The following is a 19,421-nucleotide window of genomic DNA, read 5'->3' as shown; positions in this document are numbered from 1 at the left end:
GGGGATTTTGCGCAATTTCTCGTCAGCCTAGCCCAGCCGCCCATTGGTTGCCGGCTATGCGCAAGACTACTTAGTAGCTTACAGGGCCAGCTCGAAGGGAGCTATGGCCGAGTCAAGTAGCTGCCCCTGCTCGCACTTCAGCACCCGCCGCGGATACTGCCGGATAAGCTGGTAGTTGTGGGTGGCCATGAGTACGGCCGTGCCGGCATTGTTGATTTCTACGAACAGGCGCATAATACTGTCCGCCACATCGGGGTCGAGGTTACCGGTGGGTTCGTCGGCGAGCAGAAGCAGGGGCTCATTTAGCAGGGCCCGGGCAATGACGACCCGCTGCTGCTCGCCCCCGGAAAGCTGGTGGGGCATCTTGGAGGCCGCATTGGCCAGACCTACCCGCATGAGCACTTCTGAAATACGCTGCTGCTTGCGTGCCTTCCCCGACCAACCCGTGGCGTTGAGCACAAACAGCAGATTATCGGCCACGGAACGGTCGAACAGCAGCTGAAAGTCCTGAAAGATGATGCCCAGCTTGCGCCGCAGAAAGGGTACTTTGTCGCTGCTGCTAAGCTTGGGCAAGGGGAAACCCGCTACTGTACCGGAACCAGCGGGCAGGGGCAAATCGGCGTACAGGGTTTTGAGCAGGGAGCTTTTTCCTGACCCGGTGCGGCCCACCAAATATGCAAATTCTCCTTTTTCCAGCGTAAACGTGACTTTTTGCAGCACGGTGTTTACATCCTGCATGATGTAGGCGTCGTGCAACTCAATAACGGGCGTGGCAGAGGTAGGCATAGTGGCGAAGATACAGGGCAGGCTCCAGAAACACGTATTCCGAGCTTCGAGGAAAGCCTGCGAAACAGACTTGCCCTCGAAGCTCGGAATCAGGAGCAGCCAGGCAGCTTACAGTTCGAGCTTTTGCAGTTTTCCAAACTCTAGCCCCTCAATGACGGTAGCCAGCTCCGTTTCCTTGCCCTCCAGCCCGTAGCGGTGTAAATCCTTCAGGGGCCGGTCGGCGCGGAAGTAGGCAATGAGCACGAAATGCTCATCCCGCAGCTGAATGTAATCCGGAATTTTGGCCTTGCCTTTTACTTTGATGATATACATGAGGATAATGTGAGAAACGTGAAAATGTGAAAAATGTGAACATGGTGCTTCCGCACATTCGGCACATTTCTCACATTCCACACATTATATGCTACCCGTTCACCTTCTTGTGGTCGGCCAGGAAGGTAGCCAGGCCTTTGTCGGTGAGTGGGTGGTTCAGTAGGCCCGTAATCACGTTCAGGGGGCAGGTTACCACATCGGCGCCCAGCTCAGCGCACTGAATCAGGTGGGGCACGTGGCGCACGGAGGCGGCCAGCACTTGCGTGGGGTAGCCGTAGTTCGAGAAGATGTCGACAATCTGCTGGATCAGCAGCAGCCCATCGTGCCCGATGTCATCGAGGCGGCCCACGAAGGGCGACACGTAGGTAGCGCCGGCTTTGGCGGCCAGCAGGGCCTGTCCGGCCGAAAAAATCAGGGTGCAGTTGGTTTTGATGCCCTTGTCGGAGAAGTAGCGGATAGCCTTGATGCCGTCCCGGATCATGGGCACTTTTACCACGATGTTGGGGTGCAACTCCGCCAGGGCCTCACCCTCGCGAATAATGCCCTCGTAATCAGTGGCAATAACTTCGGCTGACACGTCGCCATCCACGATTTCGCAGATTTGCTGGTAGTGGGCCATCACGGCATCGGTGCCCTTGATGCCTTCCTTAGCCATCAGCGAAGGGTTGGTGGTCACGCCGTCGAGCACCCCGAGCTCCACAGCTTCCTGAATTTCCTTCAGGTTGGCAGTATCAATGAAAAATTTCATGCGAATAGATTGGGAACAACGATGCCCAAAGCTAATCACGGATTAAACGGATTTTTCGGATTGCGCGGATTTTATACCGTTTGGCTCGCGGTGCCGCGTTTGCTAGGGGGCCAAAAACACAGCAAGCGCCTCCCTATGGAAAGCGCTTGCTGGTATTGAGCAGATAAAGAGGCATCCGTGAAATCCGGTTAATCCGTCTAAATCCGTGATAAAAAAAGCGAGCCAAAATCGCACCGCTCAACCGTCTACCCTTGCTACCTTCCGGTCCTGGGGGAGTTCAACAGGAGCTGGTCGTTCTGACTCGCCGGGACAAAGGTAAGCAGCTATTTCGGCAGAAAGCACACCCGCAGCAGATATTTTTCTGGGTTAGGAGGTAGAAGCAAGAGTATCAGATCATTTTATTCCAGTAGGCGCCTCTTCCGGAAGCAATTTAGTGCTGCCAGGCTCTGGCAGCAGCCTTGCTCCGCTTTTTTAAGTCGCGCTTGTACCCCTTAATGGGCTCTAGTTTGAACAGTAAGTCGGCCTGACTGCGGGCCACACGTTCTGCCGCCACATAGCCCGCAAAGCTCACCTGCACTACCGGAGCCGCCGTTGTAGTAGGCAGCAGGTAATTGCCTTCTGAGTTGGTACTCACGGAATGCTCTTTGTCGCCTAGTATCATAACGGTAGCCCCCATCAGCGGCTTCCCCCACTCGTCTACTACATTGCCCGCCAGCAGTTTGGCCGCGGGCTTGGCAGCCGTTCCCTGAAGAGCCAGCCCCCGCGACGGAGTTACTCGGGTGACGGCCAGCAGATCGGCGGCCTCACCGGCGGCTGATGGAGCCGGATCAAGCTGCTTGGTTTTCTCGGGCTGTTGGGCGAGGCTATCAGCTGGCAGCACCAAAGCACCTAGCAGTGACAAGGCAAGTAACGGAAGAGGGGAACACATAAAGCAGGGCAGGAAACAGGTAAATAATTTCCTCAAAGATGTACCACGCTCCTCTTCCTGTAAAGGCAATCTAATCCTTATTCGTGACTAGTATTAACTTAAGAAACGCATAGTATTATAGGCGGATAATACCATGTATACCACATTAAAAGCAGTTATATATTGCAAAAGCCGAGCAGCTATTACCTCGATTTGTGACCTTGTTTACCGAGGCAATTACCCAATAAAACAAACTACTCAGCAAGGCCCTTGCCGGGGGTGGTGCCCAAGGCGGCACCTGAGTTTTACGTGCTGAGGAAGCAGAAAAGTCGGGGAGTATCTGCATGCGGGTGCTTCAGGTCTGAAATCTGCGCCGTACTTTTGCCCATGCCTCAACAGATTCTCATTCTCGATTTTGGGTCGCAGTACACGCAGCTCATTGCCCGGCGCATCCGGGAACTGAACGTCTACTGCGAAATTCATCCTTATACGCACGCCCCGGACCTCACTGAGGACATCCGGGGCGTTGTGCTTTCGGGCTCGCCCTGTTCCGTGCGCGACGCTGACTCGCCCAACCCCGACTTGTCCGAGTACTTGGGCCGCGTGCCCGTGCTGGGCGTATGCTACGGGGCCCAGCTGCTGGCCTACCAGCAGGGCGGCGAGGTGCTGCCGGCTACCATCCGGGAGTACGGGCGCGCCCGTCTCACCCGCGTCCACCACGCCTCGCCCTTGCTGCACGGCGTACCCACGGAGTCGCAGGTCTGGATGTCGCACGGCGACACGATTAAGACCCTGCCCAAAGGGTTCGATATCATTGCCAGCACCCCAGAGGTAGCGGTGGCGGCCTACCAGATTCAGGGGCAGCCGACCTACGGTATTCAGTTTCACCCCGAGGTTACCCATTCCGCCGACGGCAAAACCCTGCTCCAGAACTTCGTGGTGAACATTTGCGGGCTAGACCAGAGCTGGACGCCGGAGCACTTCGTGGACAGCATGGTGGCAACCCTGCAACGGACTATTGGCCAAGAGGACCAAGTAATTCTGGGCCTTTCGGGCGGGGTTGATTCCTCGGTGGCGGCGCTGCTGCTGCACAAGGCCATTGGCAAGCGCCTGCACGGCATCTTCGTGAACAACGGCCTGCTGCGTAAGAATGAGTACGAAGACGTGCTCCACTCCTATAAGGACCTGGGCCTGAACGTGCGCGGCGTGGATGCTTCCGAGGAGTTTTACGCGGCCTTGCAGGGCCTTTCTGACCCCGAGTTCAAACGCAAGGCCATCGGCCGCACCTTTATTGAGGTGTTCGACCGGGAAGCCCAGAAAGTAGACGGCGCCCGCTGGCTGGCCCAGGGCACCATTTACCCCGATGTAATTGAGTCGGTATCGGTAAAAGGTCCGGCCGTGACGATTAAAAGCCACCACAACGTGGGCGGCTTGCCCGACAAAATGAACCTGCGGATTGTGGAGCCGCTGCGGGCCCTGTTCAAGGACGAGGTGCGCGAGGTAGGCCACACCCTGGAGCTGCCCGCGAACATCCTGCACCGCCACCCCTTCCCCGGCCCCGGCCTGGGCATCCGCATCCTCGGCGACATCACCCCCGAGAAAGTAGACCTACTCCAGCGCGCCGACGCCATTTTCATAAACGGCCTAAAAGAGCACGGCTTGTATGATAAAGTGTGGCAGGCTGGCGTGATGCTGCTACCCGTGCAAAGCGTGGGCGTAATGGGCGATGAGCGCACCTACGAACGGGTAGTGGCCCTGCGCGCCGTAACCAGCGTAGACGGCATGACGGCCGACTGGGCCCACCTGCCCTACGAGTTCCTGGCTCAGGTTTCAAACCAGATTATCAACCAAGTGCGTGGCATTAACCGCGTCGTCTACGATATCAGCTCCAAGCCCCCGGCAACTATTGAGTGGGAATAAGTGAACTGCAAGAAATAACAGGGTAAAAAAGGCCGCTCGGGAAAACAGGCGGCCTTTTTTTACCCTGTTATTTACCCTGTTATTCTTGCTACTCACTTTGCAGCAGCTCCTCTACTTCCAGCAGCAAGGCTGTGTTTTCCAATATGTCGCGCAGCTGGGTTAGCTCCACCAGGGAGAACACCAAGGCCAACCGGGGCGCCGCCGTGCGCAGGGCAATGCTACGGGCTTCCGGGTCGCGGGTGTGCAGGCAGTAGTGCCGCCATGTTTCCGTGACGCAGTGTCGAAACTCCTGGAACTCAGCGGGGGTAGCGGCCATGGCTACATTGCCAAAGCAGACGTGCAAGTGGCAAGTGCGCGGGCACCGGGCGCAGTAACCGTATTCGTTATGATGAAAGAACTGGGCCATGCGAAGTTGCTTAGGAAACGTTGGATGGCACAAGTATAACTATTTAGAAAAATTCTAAATAGTTAACACTAAAATTTCTTGGCCTTCTCTACAGCTTCTGACCTTATCCGCACGATTACTCTAATCTACCGGATGCCCCTGGGAAGCAGTTGAAACGAGGGCACCAGCCGGACAGTAGCCCCTTACAAGAAACCCTGGGCTTGGCTGCGTGTCAAAACCATTGTTCTACGTAAGAGCAAGTTGCTACTGAGGTTGCTGGTTGAACAGGCCGCCATCATCCGCACCCTTAGATCAGGAAAATACCTGCCCCGCGCTTAAAGCAGCGAGCGGTAGTAAGGGGTTCACCACTGGCCCAGACGCTACGTCATTTTCTGCGTAAAACCGCACCGGCCCTTTACGCTCTCCTTGCCCTGTATGAAACGACCGTCCATCCGCCAGTTCCTGGTCCTAGCTGTGCTGGGGTTGCTAGTGGCGGTGGTGGCAGGTACGTGGCTGCTTGGGACGCGCTGGGGGCAGCGCCGCCTGGAGCAGGCTATTAGGCAGCGGCTGGCTCAGCAGTCAGATTTGGTGGTAGCTCCCTTCAGGGTAGATTTTTCGGTGTGGCGCAACTTCCCGCACCTCACGGCTTCCGTGCACCACCTTTCCCTTACCGACACCTCCTACCACCGCGCCGTACCCGTGCTGCGCATTGAGCGGGCCGATATGCGGGTGGAGCTCCAGCAGATATGGCGCGGTAGCATCCGCATCAGCCACGTAACGCTCCAGAATGGCACGTTCCAGCAGTTCACCGATTCGCTGGGCCACGACTGGGGACTACGCGGCAAAGGTCCGCGCCGGGTTACTCCTGCCGGCCCGCCCGATTTCAACCTGGACTCCCTGGTGTTGCGGAACGTGCGCGTCACGGACCGTAACGAGTTGCACCACAGCGGCTTTGCGGCGTACGTGCGCCAGGGCCGGCTAACGGTTCGCTCCCGCGGCGGCGTAGCCCAGGCCCGTGGGCGGCTCGACGGGCAGTTGGTTTACTTGCGGAGCGGCCGCGGCAACTTGTTTACCCAGGAACCGGTGGTGGCCCTGGTGCGCTACCGCTACGATTTCCGGCGGCGGGAAGGTACTTTCTTACGCACCCACGCTACGCTCAACGGCGACACGATTCTGGTTACCGGCACCCACCGGGGGGCGGCTCCCGGTGAGCCGCGCGGTACCCGTCTGAATCTGCGCTTTCAGGGCACTCAACCCCTGCTGGAAGTGCTGCACGTGGCCCTACCCTCCGGTTTGCAACGGTATTTGCAGGGAGCCCGCAGCCGCAGCCACGCCCGTATTTGGTACACCATTCGTGGGATAAGTGGCCCAACCACCCGGCCGCGCACCATTCTGCGCTTTGCCTTGCGCGGGGCTCAGGTGCAATGGGCCGACGCCGCCCGCCGGATTCAGCGCTGGGATGCACGCGGCATTTTCGATAATGGCCCTCAGCACTCGCCTCGTACCACTTACTTAACTTTTACCCAGTGTCGCCTGTACTCGCGGGCCGGCCAGCTGGAAGCAGCCCTGACAGTACGCGACTTTACCCGCCCTCACCTGCTGGGCCGGGTGCGGGGCCGCACCGAGCTGCAGACCCTGGCAGCCGTAGTGGCGCCCCGTTTGTGGCGGGCCCGGGGCGGGCAGGCCGCTTTGGACCTGCAGCTCAACGGCGCCGTACCGGAAATCCCGGACCGCCTGGCGCGGCGCACAACCCGCCCCGACACCCTCCTCCCCATTCTGGCTGCCCACGGCACCGTCCGGCTCGAGCAGGCCGCTTTTACCGTGCCGGGCCGGCAGGCCGCCATGACCGGGCTGAATGTGCTGGTGCGGCTGCACGACAGCCGCTGGATTCTGGAAAACCTGACGGGACGGCTCAACGGCATGCAGGTGCGGGCCAATGCCACGACCACGTACTTACTCGCGTATTTCAGCGGGCAACGGGCCGCTACGACCATTACAGGCTCCTTCGGAGTTGATGAGTTGCACCTGCACGAGTTGCGCCGGCTGCTAGCCCCGCCCGGTCGTAGCTTCCGCTCCGGCCGAACGCCGCGACCGGGCCGAAGCCGCAAGCCGCAGCTAGCAGCCCGGGTCTTAAATTTCCTTCCTCCCGGGCTTCACTTAAATGTTCGGCTACAATGCGGGCGGCTGGTAGTGGGCACCGACACCCTACAACAGCTAGCCGCCACCGTGCGCCACGACGGGCGGCGGGTGCAGCTTACGGATTTACGGGGGCACATGTGGGGCGGCACTATCCGGGGGGTTATTAGCTGGCCGACTGACACCCTCACGCCGCCCCCCGTGGCCGCCCAGCTGGCCGTGCACTTCCGCACCCTGCGCTACCGGCAGCTGCTGGCCCGCCTGACCCGGCCGCCGCGGCGCAGCGCCACTGCTCCGGCGGCTCCTACCCTGCGCGAGGTGCTGCTGGCCGCCAACGGACAGGCCCTCATTACCATCGACCGGCTGCTGCTACCCGGCCCTGAGCAGTTCACCAACCTGCGTTTGCGCGTGGATAAAAATGGGCCGCGCTTTCTGATTCCGGCCTTAACTTTTACTATCGGCACCGGGGGCACGGGGCGCGTAAGTGCCAGCGCCCTGCTGGCCGGCACGCGGCTGGCCCAGGCCCGCACCGACATTGACCTGCGGTATGCATCCCTGAACGTGCAGCACCTGTTGCAGATGCTGGCCAGCCTGAGTACCCTACCCTCCACCTCGCCGGAGCAGGTCCGACCGGCCGCCGCCCGTGGCCGCCTTCGCCCCTCGCCGTTTTTGGATGGCACGATAACCGGCCGGGTGCGGGTAACGGCTGCCCAAATGACGTATGGAGCCCTGCGGGGGCAACATTTCCGGCTGTTGAGCAACTTGAAGGCCGGGCAGGTACAGGTAGAAGAATGTGCTGTGCAGGCCCTGGATGGCTCGTTGCACCTGCGCGGCACCCTGCGAACTGATGCCGGCACGGCCACCCGCCCCCTACATGCCCAGTTACGGCTGCGCGACATTCAGCTGCCCAAGCTGTTCGAGCTGGCTCATCTACTGAGGTTCGACGTGGTGGGGCCGGACAACATCCGGGGCAGCATGCGTTGCGAAGCCGACGTGCATACGGAGCTGGGCCCCACCTTTTTGCCCTTACTTTCCCAAACCCGCGCCTTTCTGCGTACGGATCTGCGCGACTTGGAGATGATTGAGGTGGAAGCCGTTACCCAGGCCCTGAAACTGCTGCGTGAAAAGCGCACTGGGCACTTGTATTTCGAGCCCGTGCAGCCGCGCTTTGTGCTGGAGGGCAGCCGCCTCCTTATTCCGGCCCTAAGCCTGAGTAGTAACCTCACTGATATGACCGTAACCGGCGAGTATTACCTCACTGGCCAGGCCGATCTTTACGTGGGGCTCAGCCCGCTGCAAGCCTTGTTCGGCGACAATAAGAAGCGCATCAGCCGCATTCAGAGTGGAGAGGCCGAGCAACGGCCCAGCCGCGGACTGGTGTACATGAACCTGTACCGGCAACCTGGCAGTCCTTACAAGGTGCGGCCCTTCCGCAAGCAGGAACAGCAACGCCAGCAAGCCCTTATTCAGCGGCAGTACCGGGAGTTGTTGCAGCGCCAGCCCCTGGATACCACGTTACGGTTGCTGCAGTAGTGCTGACGGGTAGTGCAAGGAGGATTTGTTACAGTTGGCTACCAGGGCCGTATTACTAGAAGGCATGGTGGGGGCGTAAATTCAGGTGTCATTTCGCGCAAAGCAAAGAATCCGGATTAGCCTTCTCTTGGCTTGACCCAGATTCCTTGCTTTGCGCGGAATGACACCTACTTACTGTGACGTTTGTCTGATACTGCTAGAAGCCCTTGGGCAAATCAATTCCGCGAATCGTGCGGAACAGGCTGATGGCGTTCTGGTCAGTGAGGCCGCCGATATAATCCGTGAGCAGAATGATTTGCTCGTAGGCCGAAGCGCCCTGCTGGTGGGCAATGGCCCGAAATTGCTCGGGTAGCAACTGCACCACTTTGCGGGAACGGGAGCTTTCCTGCGGATCGAAGGTGGCGTGCAGAAACGCATCGAGCAGCCCGGCCATTACCTCAAAGCCCGCAGCCTCGATTTCCAGCACCGGGCGGCTGCGGTAAAGGTGCTCCATCGTGAGTTGATGCACATGCTGAAGCTGGTCCCAGCAGTCGAGTTGCTGCACCAGGGGCTCGTCGGAGCGGCCGCGCAGCAGGTCGGGGGCCCGGTCGGCGAAAAGGCGGGCGGTTTGCTGCACCAGGCGGTTGATGAGGCGGGCGCGCAGGTAGCCCAGCTCCTCGCGCCAGTCGCGCCAGTCCAGGGAGCCCCGGCGGCCGGGTGCGTCGCCCAGCATATCGCGCAGCACCCGCAGGCCGGTTTCGCAGGGAATGAGGCCCAGTTTAAGACCATCCTCAAAGTCGATGATGCGGTAGCACAAATCATCCGCGGCCTCCACCAGGAACGCCAGCGGATGACGGTGGTAGAAGCCGCCCAAATCGGTGCCGGGCGGCTTGGGCAACAACCCCAGCTCCCGGGCTACCTCCTGAAAGCGAGGGGCTTCGGTCTGAAAGTAGCCGTACTTTTTCTCGCTCGTGCCCCGGGTAAGGGTGGCCTCTTCCACCACGGAAGGCCGCGGATACTTGGTGAAAGCGCCGAGGGTAGCGTAGGTCAGCCCCAACCCCGCCGAGCCGCTGCTGTGGGCCGCGTAGGTGTGGGTAAGAATCCGAAACCCGGCGGCGTTGCCCTCAAACTGCTGTAAATCGGCGCGCTGGGCGGCGTTCAGCATGCGCACAAACGGCTCGGCGGCGGGGCTGCGGAAGTACGCCGAAATGGCATCTTCGCCGGAGTGCCCGAACGGCGGATTGCCAATGTCGTGGGCCAGGCAGGCGGCAGCCACAATGTCGCCGAAGTCACTATCGAGGTGGGGCAGCTGCTGGGCCAGGCCGGTGGTTTCCTCCAGCAGCAGCCGCCCACCCAGGCGCCCCAGGGAGCGGCCTACGCAGGCCGTTTCCAAGGAATGGGTCAGGCGGGTGTGCACAAAATCGGTTTCCGGCAGCGGCATTACCTGGGTTTTGCGCTGCAGGCGCCGAAACGGGGAGCTGAACACCACCCGGTCGTAGTCCTGCACGAAGGCGCCGCGCACGGGCGGCGCATCGGTTACCACATGTAGTTGGGGCTGCTGGGGGTAGCGGCGGCGGCTGAGTAGCCGTTCCCAGCTCATGGTAGGAGTATCGGGCGAGTCGGTTTGGAGGTGCATCATCAGGGAGGCAAGGTACAAGGCAGCGGCAAATCAAACGGCTATTTCTTCCTTACCCGTTGCGACTACCCTTTCGGGCGGCTGCCTACCCCTTACAGCTCGTCCGGCTCCCGGTGCTGGCCCAGTAGGCGCACGGTAGCGTAGCCCAGCAGCAGAAACACCCCATAAAGCAGCGTCACGCCCCAGGTGCCGCGGTGCATGGTAGGGTGCAGAATGCGCGAGACGATATCGTAGAAGAGGGTAATGGGGTTGGTGAGAATATCCCAGCTGTTGAAGCGCAGGTAGCGGCCCAGGTACACCCCGAAACTACTCAGCAGCAAAGCCAGGGTAGCAAAGGCCCAGCCAGCACTCCAGCCCAGGCGGCGCGTTACTAGCAGCTGCATATCGGTCAGGGAGGCGTAAGCCAGCATCAGGCCGTTCCAGGCGCAGCTCAGAATCAGGGCCAGATCATACCAGTACGGCACGCCGGGGCGGGGCTCCAAGTGAAACAGGTCGGTGAGGATGTAGGGGGCATTGGGAAAGAACAGCAGCCACACGGCCCCCACCGGCAGCAGCACCCGGGCTTTCAAGCGTCCAGCCGTGAGCCCCAGCATGGTGCTCAGCCCGAACGGTATCAGGGCCAGAAACAGGTTCCAGAGCAGGAATACAAAGGAAATCTTGTGGGTCAGAAACACCCGGAAGGTAATTAGCACCACACTGAGCGCCAGCGAGGCGCCCAGCACCAGCATCAGGTTCAGGCGCTGCCGCAATTGGGGCGCGGATAACGTAGCTACGGACATCGACATACCACTAAGTACGAACTTTTAACCGGAGGTAGTAACGCAAGGTTGCGGCCCGGCATTGCGCAAGGAACCCAAGTAGCGGGCCTCTCCCCCGGCCCCCTCTCTGGGAAAGCCTAACGTGAACTCTTCAGCGCGGAGCTTTGGAGGTTTCGCCTCAAGTTCAGCTACCGTATTTACACGACAAGTATAAAACGCTGTACCGCGAAGCTTTACTTCGCGGTACAGGCTATGTGCCCTGGGAGGTAGCTATTTCTGGGGTGGGGGCTGAAACCGGCTGCGGAATGGCCTACACCCGCCTCTAACTCCCGTCCTTACTCCGGCACCCCGCCAGCGGCCCAGCGCAGGGTAGCCTGGGTTTGGGCGTATTTGCTTTGCAGCTCGGCCAGCTTCACCCGGGCCGAGACCAGGCTGGCTTCCCGGGAGTTGATCAGAAACACAGAGCTTTCCCCGTTCTCGAAGCGGATTTGCTCGCCGTTGCGCAGGCGCTCGGCGTTGCGCACGACCTGCTCCTGCAGGGCCAGCTGCTCCCGCAGAGCTTCCCAGTCGTTGGCGACGGTGCGCACGGTGGTTTGCACCTCGCGGGAGTCCTGTTGCAAGTCCAGTTCGGCTTCGCGCGTTTTCAGGCGGTTGAGCTGGAGCTTGGCCCGCTCCTGGCGCAGCAGCAAGGGGTAGGCAAAGCTCACGCCCAGCTTGTAGTTGTTTTCCAAGTAGCTGCCGCTCAGACTGGCGGGCTTCTCGGGGCTGAAGGGCTGGCCGGCCTGGAGCAGGTTGTAGTCGAGGGTGAGCTTGGGCAGGAGCTTGTTGGAAAGCAGGCGCTGCTCCACGCTGAGCTGGCTGAGCTTGGCGCGGCTTTTCTGCAAATCCGGGTGAATCTGCTGGGCCAGCTGGGCCAGGGCCGCCACCGAGTCGGGGGCCAGGGTGCGCCAGTCGGTGGGGCCGGGCAGGGGCTGGGGCACAGCGGCGGTAGGCAGGTCCAGGGGCTGTTGCTGCTCCGACCAGAGGTAATTGCTCAGCAGCAAGGTAGCGTTGCGAAACTGCACCCGGGCCTGGCTGAGCGTTGCCTGGCGGTTCTGCAGCTCCGTGAGGGCCTCTATGGAGTCGATGGCGGCTAAATCGCCCAGCACCACGCGCTGGCGGATGGCCCGGAAGCGCACATCGGCCAGGTCGGCATTGCGGTCCAACAGCTGCAGGCGCTGGTAGTTCAGGCTCCAGTCCCAGTAGTCTTTGGCCGCCTGGAGCAGTAGCTTGTTCAGGGCCCCGCGGCGTTCGGCCTCGGCCAGGCCCTGCAGAGCCTGGGCCTGGCGCACGGCGGCCCGGCGCTCATCAATCAGCAGGCCCTGGGCCAGCGGCACCGAAAGGCCCACGTAGCTCAGGCCGGCCGGAGAAGTGTAGTTTTCGGGGTTGACGTAAGTGCCGACCCCCCGCTCAAAGCCAGCCTTTACATCAAGGCCGTACCACACCGGAATGCGCAGCTGGGTGTCCCAGTCGTGGAAGTACTCCTTGCCCTTGAAGGTTTTACCGTAGTATTTGCTGGTCGCGGCGGGGTCGAACAGGCCGCGGGCGTAGCGCACTTCCTGGCGGGCGCGCTCCGGTAGCAGCCCCGCCTGCCGGGCCACTGGGTGACGCAACGCCACGTAGTTCAGCAAATCGGCCAGGGCAAACACCTGCCCCGAATCGGTCGGGACGGGCGCGGCCACCGCTACTCGGGGAGCGGTGGGCTGGGCCTGCCCCAGCAAGCTCAGGCCCAGCAGAAACACTACCCCCATGGCGCGCAGCACCCCTCGGACGGGCAGCACGCCGCCCCTAGCCGACAGTTTTCTGTTGGTGGCTCGCGGGGATTTGGTCTGCCATACTAGCGAATGAGGCCTCACAACGGCTACCTTTTGGCTCATGTGGCTTCCTCCTCTCCCCCGCTGCTTGCGGCTTTATCGGCTTTCTTGGCGTCTTTGCCGCCCTTGCCCGCATCGGCAGGCGAGCCCACGAAGTTGGGGGGGAAGCCGTTGAGCTGGCGCCAGAGCTCATACCAAATCGGCACATCATCGAGCAGGGCCCAGCCGTACACCCCGGAGCCTACCCGCAAGGGTTTGGGCCAAGGTTCCAGCTCGGGGTCCGGGGTAACAATGATGCGGTACTGGCCCTGAGAATCAATGTTATCGATGACAGCTACTCGGCCCCCGAAGGTACCGAAGCTGGTGCCCGGCCAGCCGCTAAACACGAGGGCCGGCCAGCCATCGAACTGCAGGCGCACCTTGCGCCCAACCCGCAGCAGCGGAATATCCATGGGTTTTACGTACAGTTCGGCGGCCAGAGCCGGGGCATCGGGCATCACGCTCACAATGGGCTCCCCTTCCTTTACGATGTCGCCGAGGCCGGTTTTGAGCGCGCGCACCACATAGCCATCCTGGGGCGCCGTAATGCGGTAGAAGCCCGAGCGGATGCTCAGGTTGGCCAGCTCGTTGCGCATCTTGGCAATCTGGCCTTCCGAGTCGAACTGGTAGGCCACGGCCGAGCGCCGGTCGGACTCCGACTTAGCCAGCTTGTCCTGGTACTCCGCCTGCAACGACGACAGCTCCAGTTGGGCGTTGATCAGCTCCTGGCGGGAGGCGCCCAGCTTGTTTTCCACGGCCTGGCGCTTGGCGGTGCTTTCCTGGAACTTAAGGCGGCGCTGCTCCAGCTCCGTCAATGACTTCAGGCCTTGCTTATACAGTTCTTCCTGGCGCTGCAGCTGCTGGCGAGCAATATCAAAGTCGTTGTTGGCGGCGCGCAGCTCTGCCTCGTCGGAGTTTACCTTCAGGCGCGTCTGGGTCACCTTGTTGCGGGCTTTGTCGAGGCTCACGCTCAGACCGCTGCGCAGGGCTACCTGCTGGGAGCTGAGGGCAGCCGTTTTGCCGCGGTTTTCTTCCAGGGCCGCAATTTTGGCTTCTAGCTGCTCGCGGGTGCGCTGTAACAGCTCGGGGTCGAAGTACTTATCCTTGATTTCGGCAATGTCTACCAGCGTGTCGCCCTTTTTCACGCGCTGCCCTTCGCGCACCCGCCACCGCTCAATGCGGCCGGCAATGGTGCTAGGCACGGTTTGGGGGCGGTCCTGGGGGCGCAGGGTGGTCAGTTGGCCGTAGGAGCGGATGTTTTGGGTCCAGGGCAGAAAGCCCGCCAGCAGCACAATCAAACCCAAGCCGCCCAGCCAACGGGCCACCGTACGGCCGGTATTGGGCGTCTGGACCCGCCCAAACGAGTGGAAACGCGCCGTAAGCGGGTTGGTTTCTTCCAACGGATGTTCAGCAAAAGGCACAGGTCAGGAAATTAATAATTTGAAATAAAGAAGGAAGCATGAGCGGTTAGCAGGAAACTGAACGCAAAACCAACCGGGGGAAGGTGCGGTTCAACGGCCGCGCCCTGAGGTTACCTGCTCCAGTCTCCTGGCTGATTGCTCATTGACCACAACAAGGCTACAGCAGTTCCCGCAGTTCGGGCTCGGCGGAAACGGTAGCAAAGGGGCCATCGGCTAGCAGACGCCCTTCGCGCAGCAGCGCCAGGCGCGGGCACAACTCCAGCACCCGCCGGTCGTTGCTGGCAATCAGTACCGTCCAGGCATGCATGGGGTCCAAGAGCTGACGCAGAATGCGCAGGCGCTCCACGGGCTCCACCCCAGGCAGGAAATTATCCAGCAGCAGCAGGCGGGGCCGGCGCACTAAGGCCCGGGCCAGCAGCAGTTTCTGGCGTACACTATCCGAGAGCGGCGTACCGATGCCCAGGGGCGTGTTCAGGCCCAGCGGACGGGAGTAAATGTTGTCGCGCAGGCCCACCAGCTCTAGGACCCAGGCCACATCATCGGAGCTGATGTGAGGCTGGTCGAGGGTCAGGTTCTGGAGCAGGGTACCCTCAAACAGATTTTGATGGGCAATGTTGTCGCCAACGTGGCGGCCCAGGGCCTCGCTGGAAATGTCTTGCAAGGCCAGGCCGTCGTAGGCCACTACCCCGGTGTAGTCATTTAGCAAGCCGGCCAGAATGCGCAGCAGCGTAGTTTTGCCCGAGCCATCGAAGCCCGCCAGCCCCATGTGCTCACCGGCTGCCAGGGTCAGCGACACATCCTGCACGGGTTGCTTGTCGCTGCCGGGGTAGTGGTAGCCCAGGTGGCGCACTTCCACGCGCAGCCCCGCGTGCACGGCTGGCAAGGGCAGCTCCACGCCGGTACGTTCGGGCAGCACCGGCAAATCCAGCACGTGCCCAATCTTGTCGAGGGAAGTCAGGGCGTCGTACACCACATCCAGCTTAAGCAGCACTTTTTCTACGGCCGAGATGGTGAGGATGATTACAATTTCGGCGGCCACAAATTGGCCGATGTTGATTTGCTTGCTGATCAGCAGCCAGCAGCCCAGAATCAGCAGGGCGGCGGTAATCAGGGTTTTAAAGGCCACAAAGCCCCAGAACTGAGTCAGAAGCACCCGGAAGTGGCTTTGCCGGGCCGTGAGGTAGCCGCCCACCAGATCGTCGGTGCGGGTAATGGCCATTTCCTGGCGGGGCGAGTGGCGGAAGGTGTGCACCGTGCGGGCTACGTCCTCGAGCCAGGCTACTACCCGGTACTTAAACTTCGATTCCACCAGGCTGGTTTTCAATCCTTTAGGCCCGGTAAACCGAATCATGAGGGCCAGCAGCAGCACCAGCAGCAACCCGAAGGCAATAAAGATGGGATGGTAGAAAGAAAGCAGAATCAGGCCGAACAGAATTTGCAGGGCCGCCGCCGAAAACTCCACCAGCAGCGTGGAAAGACCCTTTTGCAGGGTGGGCGTATCGAGCAGGCGGTTCATCAACTCCGGCAGGTACTGCCCGTCCAGGGCCTCGGTGCGGACCCGGGGCAGGCGCACGGCAAAGTCAAAGCTGACGCGGGCAAACAACCGCTGCTGAATAAACTCCACCAGATACAGCTGCATTACCTGCAGGGCACCCACCAGAAATGTGCCCACCACAATAAACCCGATGAGCACCACCAACGACGTACTCACGTCGCCGCTGCTCACAAACCCAATTACGGACTGTACGCCCAGGGGTAGCGTCAGGCTAATGAGGCCGGCCAGGGCGGCGTACACGTATAAGTAGGTAATATCGCGCCGCTCGGCAACCAGCAGGCGAAATAGCCGCTGGCCAGGTGTAAGAGAAGATGAGGGAAGATCGGCCATGAACAGGAAAAAAGAGAAATAGCTACGGGTTGCCAGCCCTGAGGCTGGCAGCAATTCGCGGGGGCTTAGTAGGCGTGAAGGGCCCCAAACGCCAGGCCTTCGAGGAAGGCGTAACGGTCGGCGTCGGCGGCAGAATCAGTGAGGGAAGGCAGGTGCTGGGCAAAAAAGAGCTGCTTACGGTTGGCTTCCAGCAGGGTGCTCACCAGGGCGTGTGGGAAGGGGTAGCAGGGCTTCAGCTCCTGCACCACGGCGGCCATATCAGCCGCCAAGCGCTTATACTCCCGAAACAGCCCGGCCTGGTTGTCCTGGTCGACGTCGCGGGTGAGGTAGGCTTTAGAGGCTTCGTGCACCACAATGCGGTAGAGGGCGGCTTCGTCCAGGTCAGTGGTGGCGGGGTCGTCGTGGTGGGCCCGGGTCACAATGCCCAGCATAAGCCGCAGCCGCTGGGCCGCGTCGGGCACGTTGTGGGTGTGGTAGCGAATCTGGTAGCGCACCCAGGCCCAGTACCACGATACCAGGTAGCCGAGCAGGCGGTGCTTGTTTTCGAAGTAGCGGTACAAGGAAGCCTCCGTGGATTCCATGCGCTGGGCCAGCTTGCGGAAGGTAAACTGCTCCAGCCCCAGCTCATCAATCAGCCGGATGCTTTCAGCCAGCAGCCGGCGACCCAGCTCCGTTTCCTGCGGGTCGCGCAGGTAGAGCTTGTCGTTGAGGGTGATGCGTAACTGCGGATTCATCAGTGAAGTAAAGGACTAAGCCAGGGTAGCACTACCTATTACCGATGATAGGTTTACTTTCAGGCCCGACAACAAGTTAGATGCCAAAGCCGGGAGCTGGCAGTACTTTCCATCGGCCCTGCAAAGGTAGGGCGCAGACGTATGGCGCAGCTTAAGACCGGATTAAATGGAACTTAAGTTTTCATTAAAAAGGAGCGGCCGCGTCGTTCTACCCCGGCTGCGTGGCCCGGCATATCTTCCCGGGCGTATCTGCGTACCTTTGCCCGGCGAGCCGCAGGGTTGCGGCGCCGTGCTTTCTGTTGCCTATCTGATCTGGCTCCTCGGTTTATGAGGTCTTACTCTCTCCTGTTTGCTGCTGTGCTCTGCGGCGGCCTTACGTTGTCGGCGCCCACGTGGGCCCAGCAGGCTCCGGCCAAAAAACCGACTACCCTTACCCCCACCGGGAAGTCTACCACGCCGGCTGCCCCTCGCCCCACCACCCGCCCGGCCACCTCTGGCGCAACTACGCCCGGCACCCGTCCGGCCCCCAAGGCTACCCCGACAACGCCGGCCCCTGCCGCAGGCAAGCCAGCTACTTCTGCCGCCACCAAGGCCACTACTACCACCAAGCCAGCTACCCCCGCGGCCACGGTCAAGCCGGCCGTGCCGGCAGCTTCCAAGCCCACGGGCCCACCCCTGCCGGCCAACCTAAACTCCAGCGACCCGGCCACCCGCTACAAAAACGGCAAAACCCTGCTTGACCAAACTCGCTACGAGCTGGCCATGCAGGAGCTGCTGCCCATCACGGCGCCCGGCAGCAAGTTTCAGCGGGCCCCGGAAGCAGCCTACCTCTACGCCGTAGCCGCTAGCCGGGCCAAGAAGTGGGCCGAGGCCGAGCAGATGCTGAACTTGTTGCGCACCGAATACTCGCAGTGGCCCAACCTGCCCGAAGCCTTCTTTCTGCAGGGCCAGGTGTCGTTTGAGCAGGGCGACTTTGAGAATGGCCTGCGCGTGCTGAGTCAGCTGCCCCCCGACCGCCTCGTTACGGAACGGGAAAACATGAAGGCCGCCTACCTGCCCCGCGTCAAGGATAAAACCACCTTCCAGAACCTGCTCCGGGCTTACCCCCAGGACGCTACCCTGGCCCGGGCCTACGCCGACAAACTGGCCAACGGCGGCTGGTACACCGAAGCCGACAAGCCCCAGCTCGACCAGCTCATCACCCAGTTTGCCCTCGACCGTGCCCGCTACACGCCCCGCCCCCGGGCCCAGAAGAAAAGCACCTACAACATTGGGGTACTGCTGCCCTTCGAGTTTGCTGACCCTAGCTGGGAAACCCGCCGCAAAAACCAGTTCGTGACGGACCTGTACGCGGGCATGCGCCTGGCCCAGGATTCGCTGCAGCGGGAGGGACACCCCGTGCAGCTGTTTGCCTATGACACCGGCGCCGACACCCTGCAGCTCAAGCAACTGTTGGCCCTGCCGGAGCTGGCGGGCATGGACATGCTTATTGGGCCGGTCTACAAATCGGGCAGCAAGATTCTGGCCCGCTACGCCCAGCAGAAGCAAATTGTGGTCGTCAACCCCCTTTCCCAGGACGGTGATTTAGTGCTGGACAACCCCTGGCACTACCTCTTCGAGCCCAGCACGGCTACCCAGGCCCGGCAGGCCGCGCAGTTTGCCTTTACCCGTCTGGGTGGCCCGCGCACAGCCGTGGTGCTCTACGAGGACACCAAGGACGAAACCGCCTTCGGGCAGGCCTACAAGCAGGCCTACGAGGCTCTGGGCGGGCGCGTGCTTCAGCTGCGCCGCATTAACTCCGACGTGGAGGAGTCCTTAAGCGCGGGCTTTGCTGGCCTCGATTTAAAAACCATCGGCCACTTGGTAGTGGCTTCCGATGGCAAGAAGGCCGGCACCTACACCCTCGGGGCCCTGAAGGCCCAGGATGCCCGCACCCCGCTTATCACCTACGCTTCCTGGCTCGATAACAACCGCATTGGCCTGGGCCAGCTCGACGCGCGCGACGTGTACTTTGTGCACCCCAAGTTCGTGGACCGTACCGGCTACGGGGTGCGGCGGGTACGCCAGCTCTACACCCAGCGCCAGAATCTGCCGCCTTCGGTATTTGCTTTATCGGGCTTCGAGCTGCTGTATTACTTTGCCAACCAGCTTCACCAGCACGGCCCCGCGTTTCAGCAGCAACTGGCCAATGGCGGGCCGGTTTCCGGGGCGGTATTTCAGGGTATCGGCTACCCCGACGGCAGCCACGATAACCAGTACGTGCCCCTGACCAAGCTGGAGCGGCTGGAAATAGAAGTTCTGAACCCAGTGGGCATTCGGTAGGTTATTTACCTGCTGCCGCACGCATTCAGTGCCGCCGCGCCGGACCAGCTCTGGCTTCTTTTATCAC

At 61.2% G+C, this 19,421-nt stretch carries 14 protein-coding genes and 1 other RNA gene; 3 read left to right on the top strand and 12 right to left on the bottom strand.

Annotated features, from left to right (window positions below; translation table 11 throughout):
* Positions 1–78: 78 nt before the first annotated feature.
* The 5 genes from IEW18_RS08765 to IEW18_RS08745 form a co-directional block, all read right to left on the bottom strand.
* Positions 79–786 (bottom strand): cell division ATP-binding protein FtsE, encoded by a 708-nt coding sequence (locus IEW18_RS08765; RefSeq protein ID WP_188557463.1) that lies wholly within the window; start codon positions 784–786, stop codon positions 79–81.
* Positions 787–894: 108 nt separating this feature from the next.
* Positions 895–1,098 carry a fructose-6-phosphate aldolase gene (locus tag IEW18_RS08760; RefSeq protein ID WP_188557462.1) on the bottom strand — a complete coding sequence of 68 codons (204 nt, stop codon included), beginning with the start codon at positions 1,096–1,098 and terminating at the stop codon, positions 895–897.
* Between the two features lie 91 nt (positions 1,099–1,189).
* Positions 1,190–1,846, bottom strand: coding sequence for a fructose-6-phosphate aldolase (fsa, locus tag IEW18_RS08755; RefSeq protein ID WP_188557461.1), 657 nt, complete (start codon positions 1,844–1,846; stop codon positions 1,190–1,192).
* A 211-nt stretch (positions 1,847–2,057) separates the two neighbouring features.
* An RNA gene (ffs, locus tag IEW18_RS08750) (signal recognition particle sRNA small type) lies at positions 2,058–2,154 on the bottom strand.
* Between the two features lie 122 nt (positions 2,155–2,276).
* Positions 2,277–2,774 carry a carboxypeptidase regulatory-like domain-containing protein gene (locus IEW18_RS08745; protein WP_188557460.1) on the bottom strand — a complete coding sequence of 166 codons (498 nt, stop codon included), beginning with the start codon at positions 2,772–2,774 and terminating at the stop codon, positions 2,277–2,279.
* A gap of 366 nt (positions 2,775–3,140) precedes the next feature.
* Between IEW18_RS08745 and guaA the strand changes: the two genes are divergently transcribed.
* On the top strand, positions 3,141–4,673 hold the full coding sequence (gene guaA / locus IEW18_RS08740; protein ID WP_188557459.1) for a glutamine-hydrolyzing GMP synthase: 1,533 nt from the start codon (positions 3,141–3,143) through the stop codon (positions 4,671–4,673).
* Positions 4,674–4,761: 88 nt separating this feature from the next.
* Here guaA and IEW18_RS08735 read toward each other — a convergent pair whose 3' ends face one another.
* Positions 4,762–5,079 carry a DUF6686 family protein gene (locus tag IEW18_RS08735; RefSeq protein WP_188557458.1) on the bottom strand — a complete coding sequence of 106 codons (318 nt, stop codon included), beginning with the start codon at positions 5,077–5,079 and terminating at the stop codon, positions 4,762–4,764.
* Between the two features lie 414 nt (positions 5,080–5,493).
* Here IEW18_RS08735 and IEW18_RS08730 point away from each other — a divergent pair, with 414 nt between their 5' ends.
* Positions 5,494–8,727: an AsmA-like C-terminal region-containing protein gene (locus tag IEW18_RS08730; protein ID WP_188557457.1), complete on the top strand. Its 3,234-nt coding sequence runs from the start codon at positions 5,494–5,496 to the stop codon at positions 8,725–8,727.
* 196 nt (positions 8,728–8,923) lie between these two features.
* Here the strand turns inward: IEW18_RS08730 and dgt are convergent, their stop codons facing one another.
* From dgt to IEW18_RS08700, 6 genes are all read right to left on the bottom strand, one after another.
* A complete protein-coding gene (dgt, locus tag IEW18_RS08725) occupies positions 8,924–10,345 on the bottom strand; it encodes a dGTP triphosphohydrolase (RefSeq protein WP_188557456.1) in 1,422 nt (473 codons plus the stop codon).
* Between the two features lie 89 nt (positions 10,346–10,434).
* Positions 10,435–11,127 carry a DUF1361 domain-containing protein gene (locus tag IEW18_RS08720; protein WP_188557455.1) on the bottom strand — a complete coding sequence of 231 codons (693 nt, stop codon included), beginning with the start codon at positions 11,125–11,127 and terminating at the stop codon, positions 10,435–10,437.
* Positions 11,128–11,435: 308 nt separating this feature from the next.
* Complete coding sequence (locus IEW18_RS08715; RefSeq protein ID WP_188557454.1) at positions 11,436–12,920, bottom strand: TolC family protein; 1,485 nt, start codon at positions 12,918–12,920, stop codon at positions 11,436–11,438.
* A 92-nt stretch (positions 12,921–13,012) separates the two neighbouring features.
* Positions 13,013–14,413, bottom strand: coding sequence for an HlyD family secretion protein (locus IEW18_RS08710; RefSeq protein ID WP_188557453.1), 1,401 nt, complete (start codon positions 14,411–14,413; stop codon positions 13,013–13,015).
* A 157-nt stretch (positions 14,414–14,570) separates the two neighbouring features.
* Positions 14,571–16,298 carry a peptidase domain-containing ABC transporter gene (locus tag IEW18_RS08705; protein ID WP_188557452.1) on the bottom strand — a complete coding sequence of 576 codons (1,728 nt, stop codon included), beginning with the start codon at positions 16,296–16,298 and terminating at the stop codon, positions 14,571–14,573.
* A gap of 65 nt (positions 16,299–16,363) precedes the next feature.
* Positions 16,364–17,032, bottom strand: a complete 669-nt coding sequence (locus IEW18_RS08700) for a TetR/AcrR family transcriptional regulator (RefSeq protein WP_188557451.1) — start codon at positions 17,030–17,032, stop codon at positions 16,364–16,366.
* 327 nt (positions 17,033–17,359) lie between these two features.
* On the opposite strand from IEW18_RS08700, the gene IEW18_RS08695 reads away from it, so the two are divergent.
* Entirely contained in the window at positions 17,360–19,354 is a 1,995-nt protein-coding gene (locus tag IEW18_RS08695; RefSeq protein ID WP_188557450.1) for an ABC transporter substrate-binding protein, read from the top strand.
* Positions 19,355–19,421: the final 67 nt, after the last annotated feature.

It is taken from the genome of Hymenobacter glacieicola (assembly GCF_014640315.1).
In the GTDB taxonomy this organism is placed as follows: domain Bacteria; phylum Bacteroidota; class Bacteroidia; order Cytophagales; family Hymenobacteraceae; genus Hymenobacter; species Hymenobacter glacieicola.
This window is presented reverse-complemented; position numbering and strand designations above follow the sequence as displayed.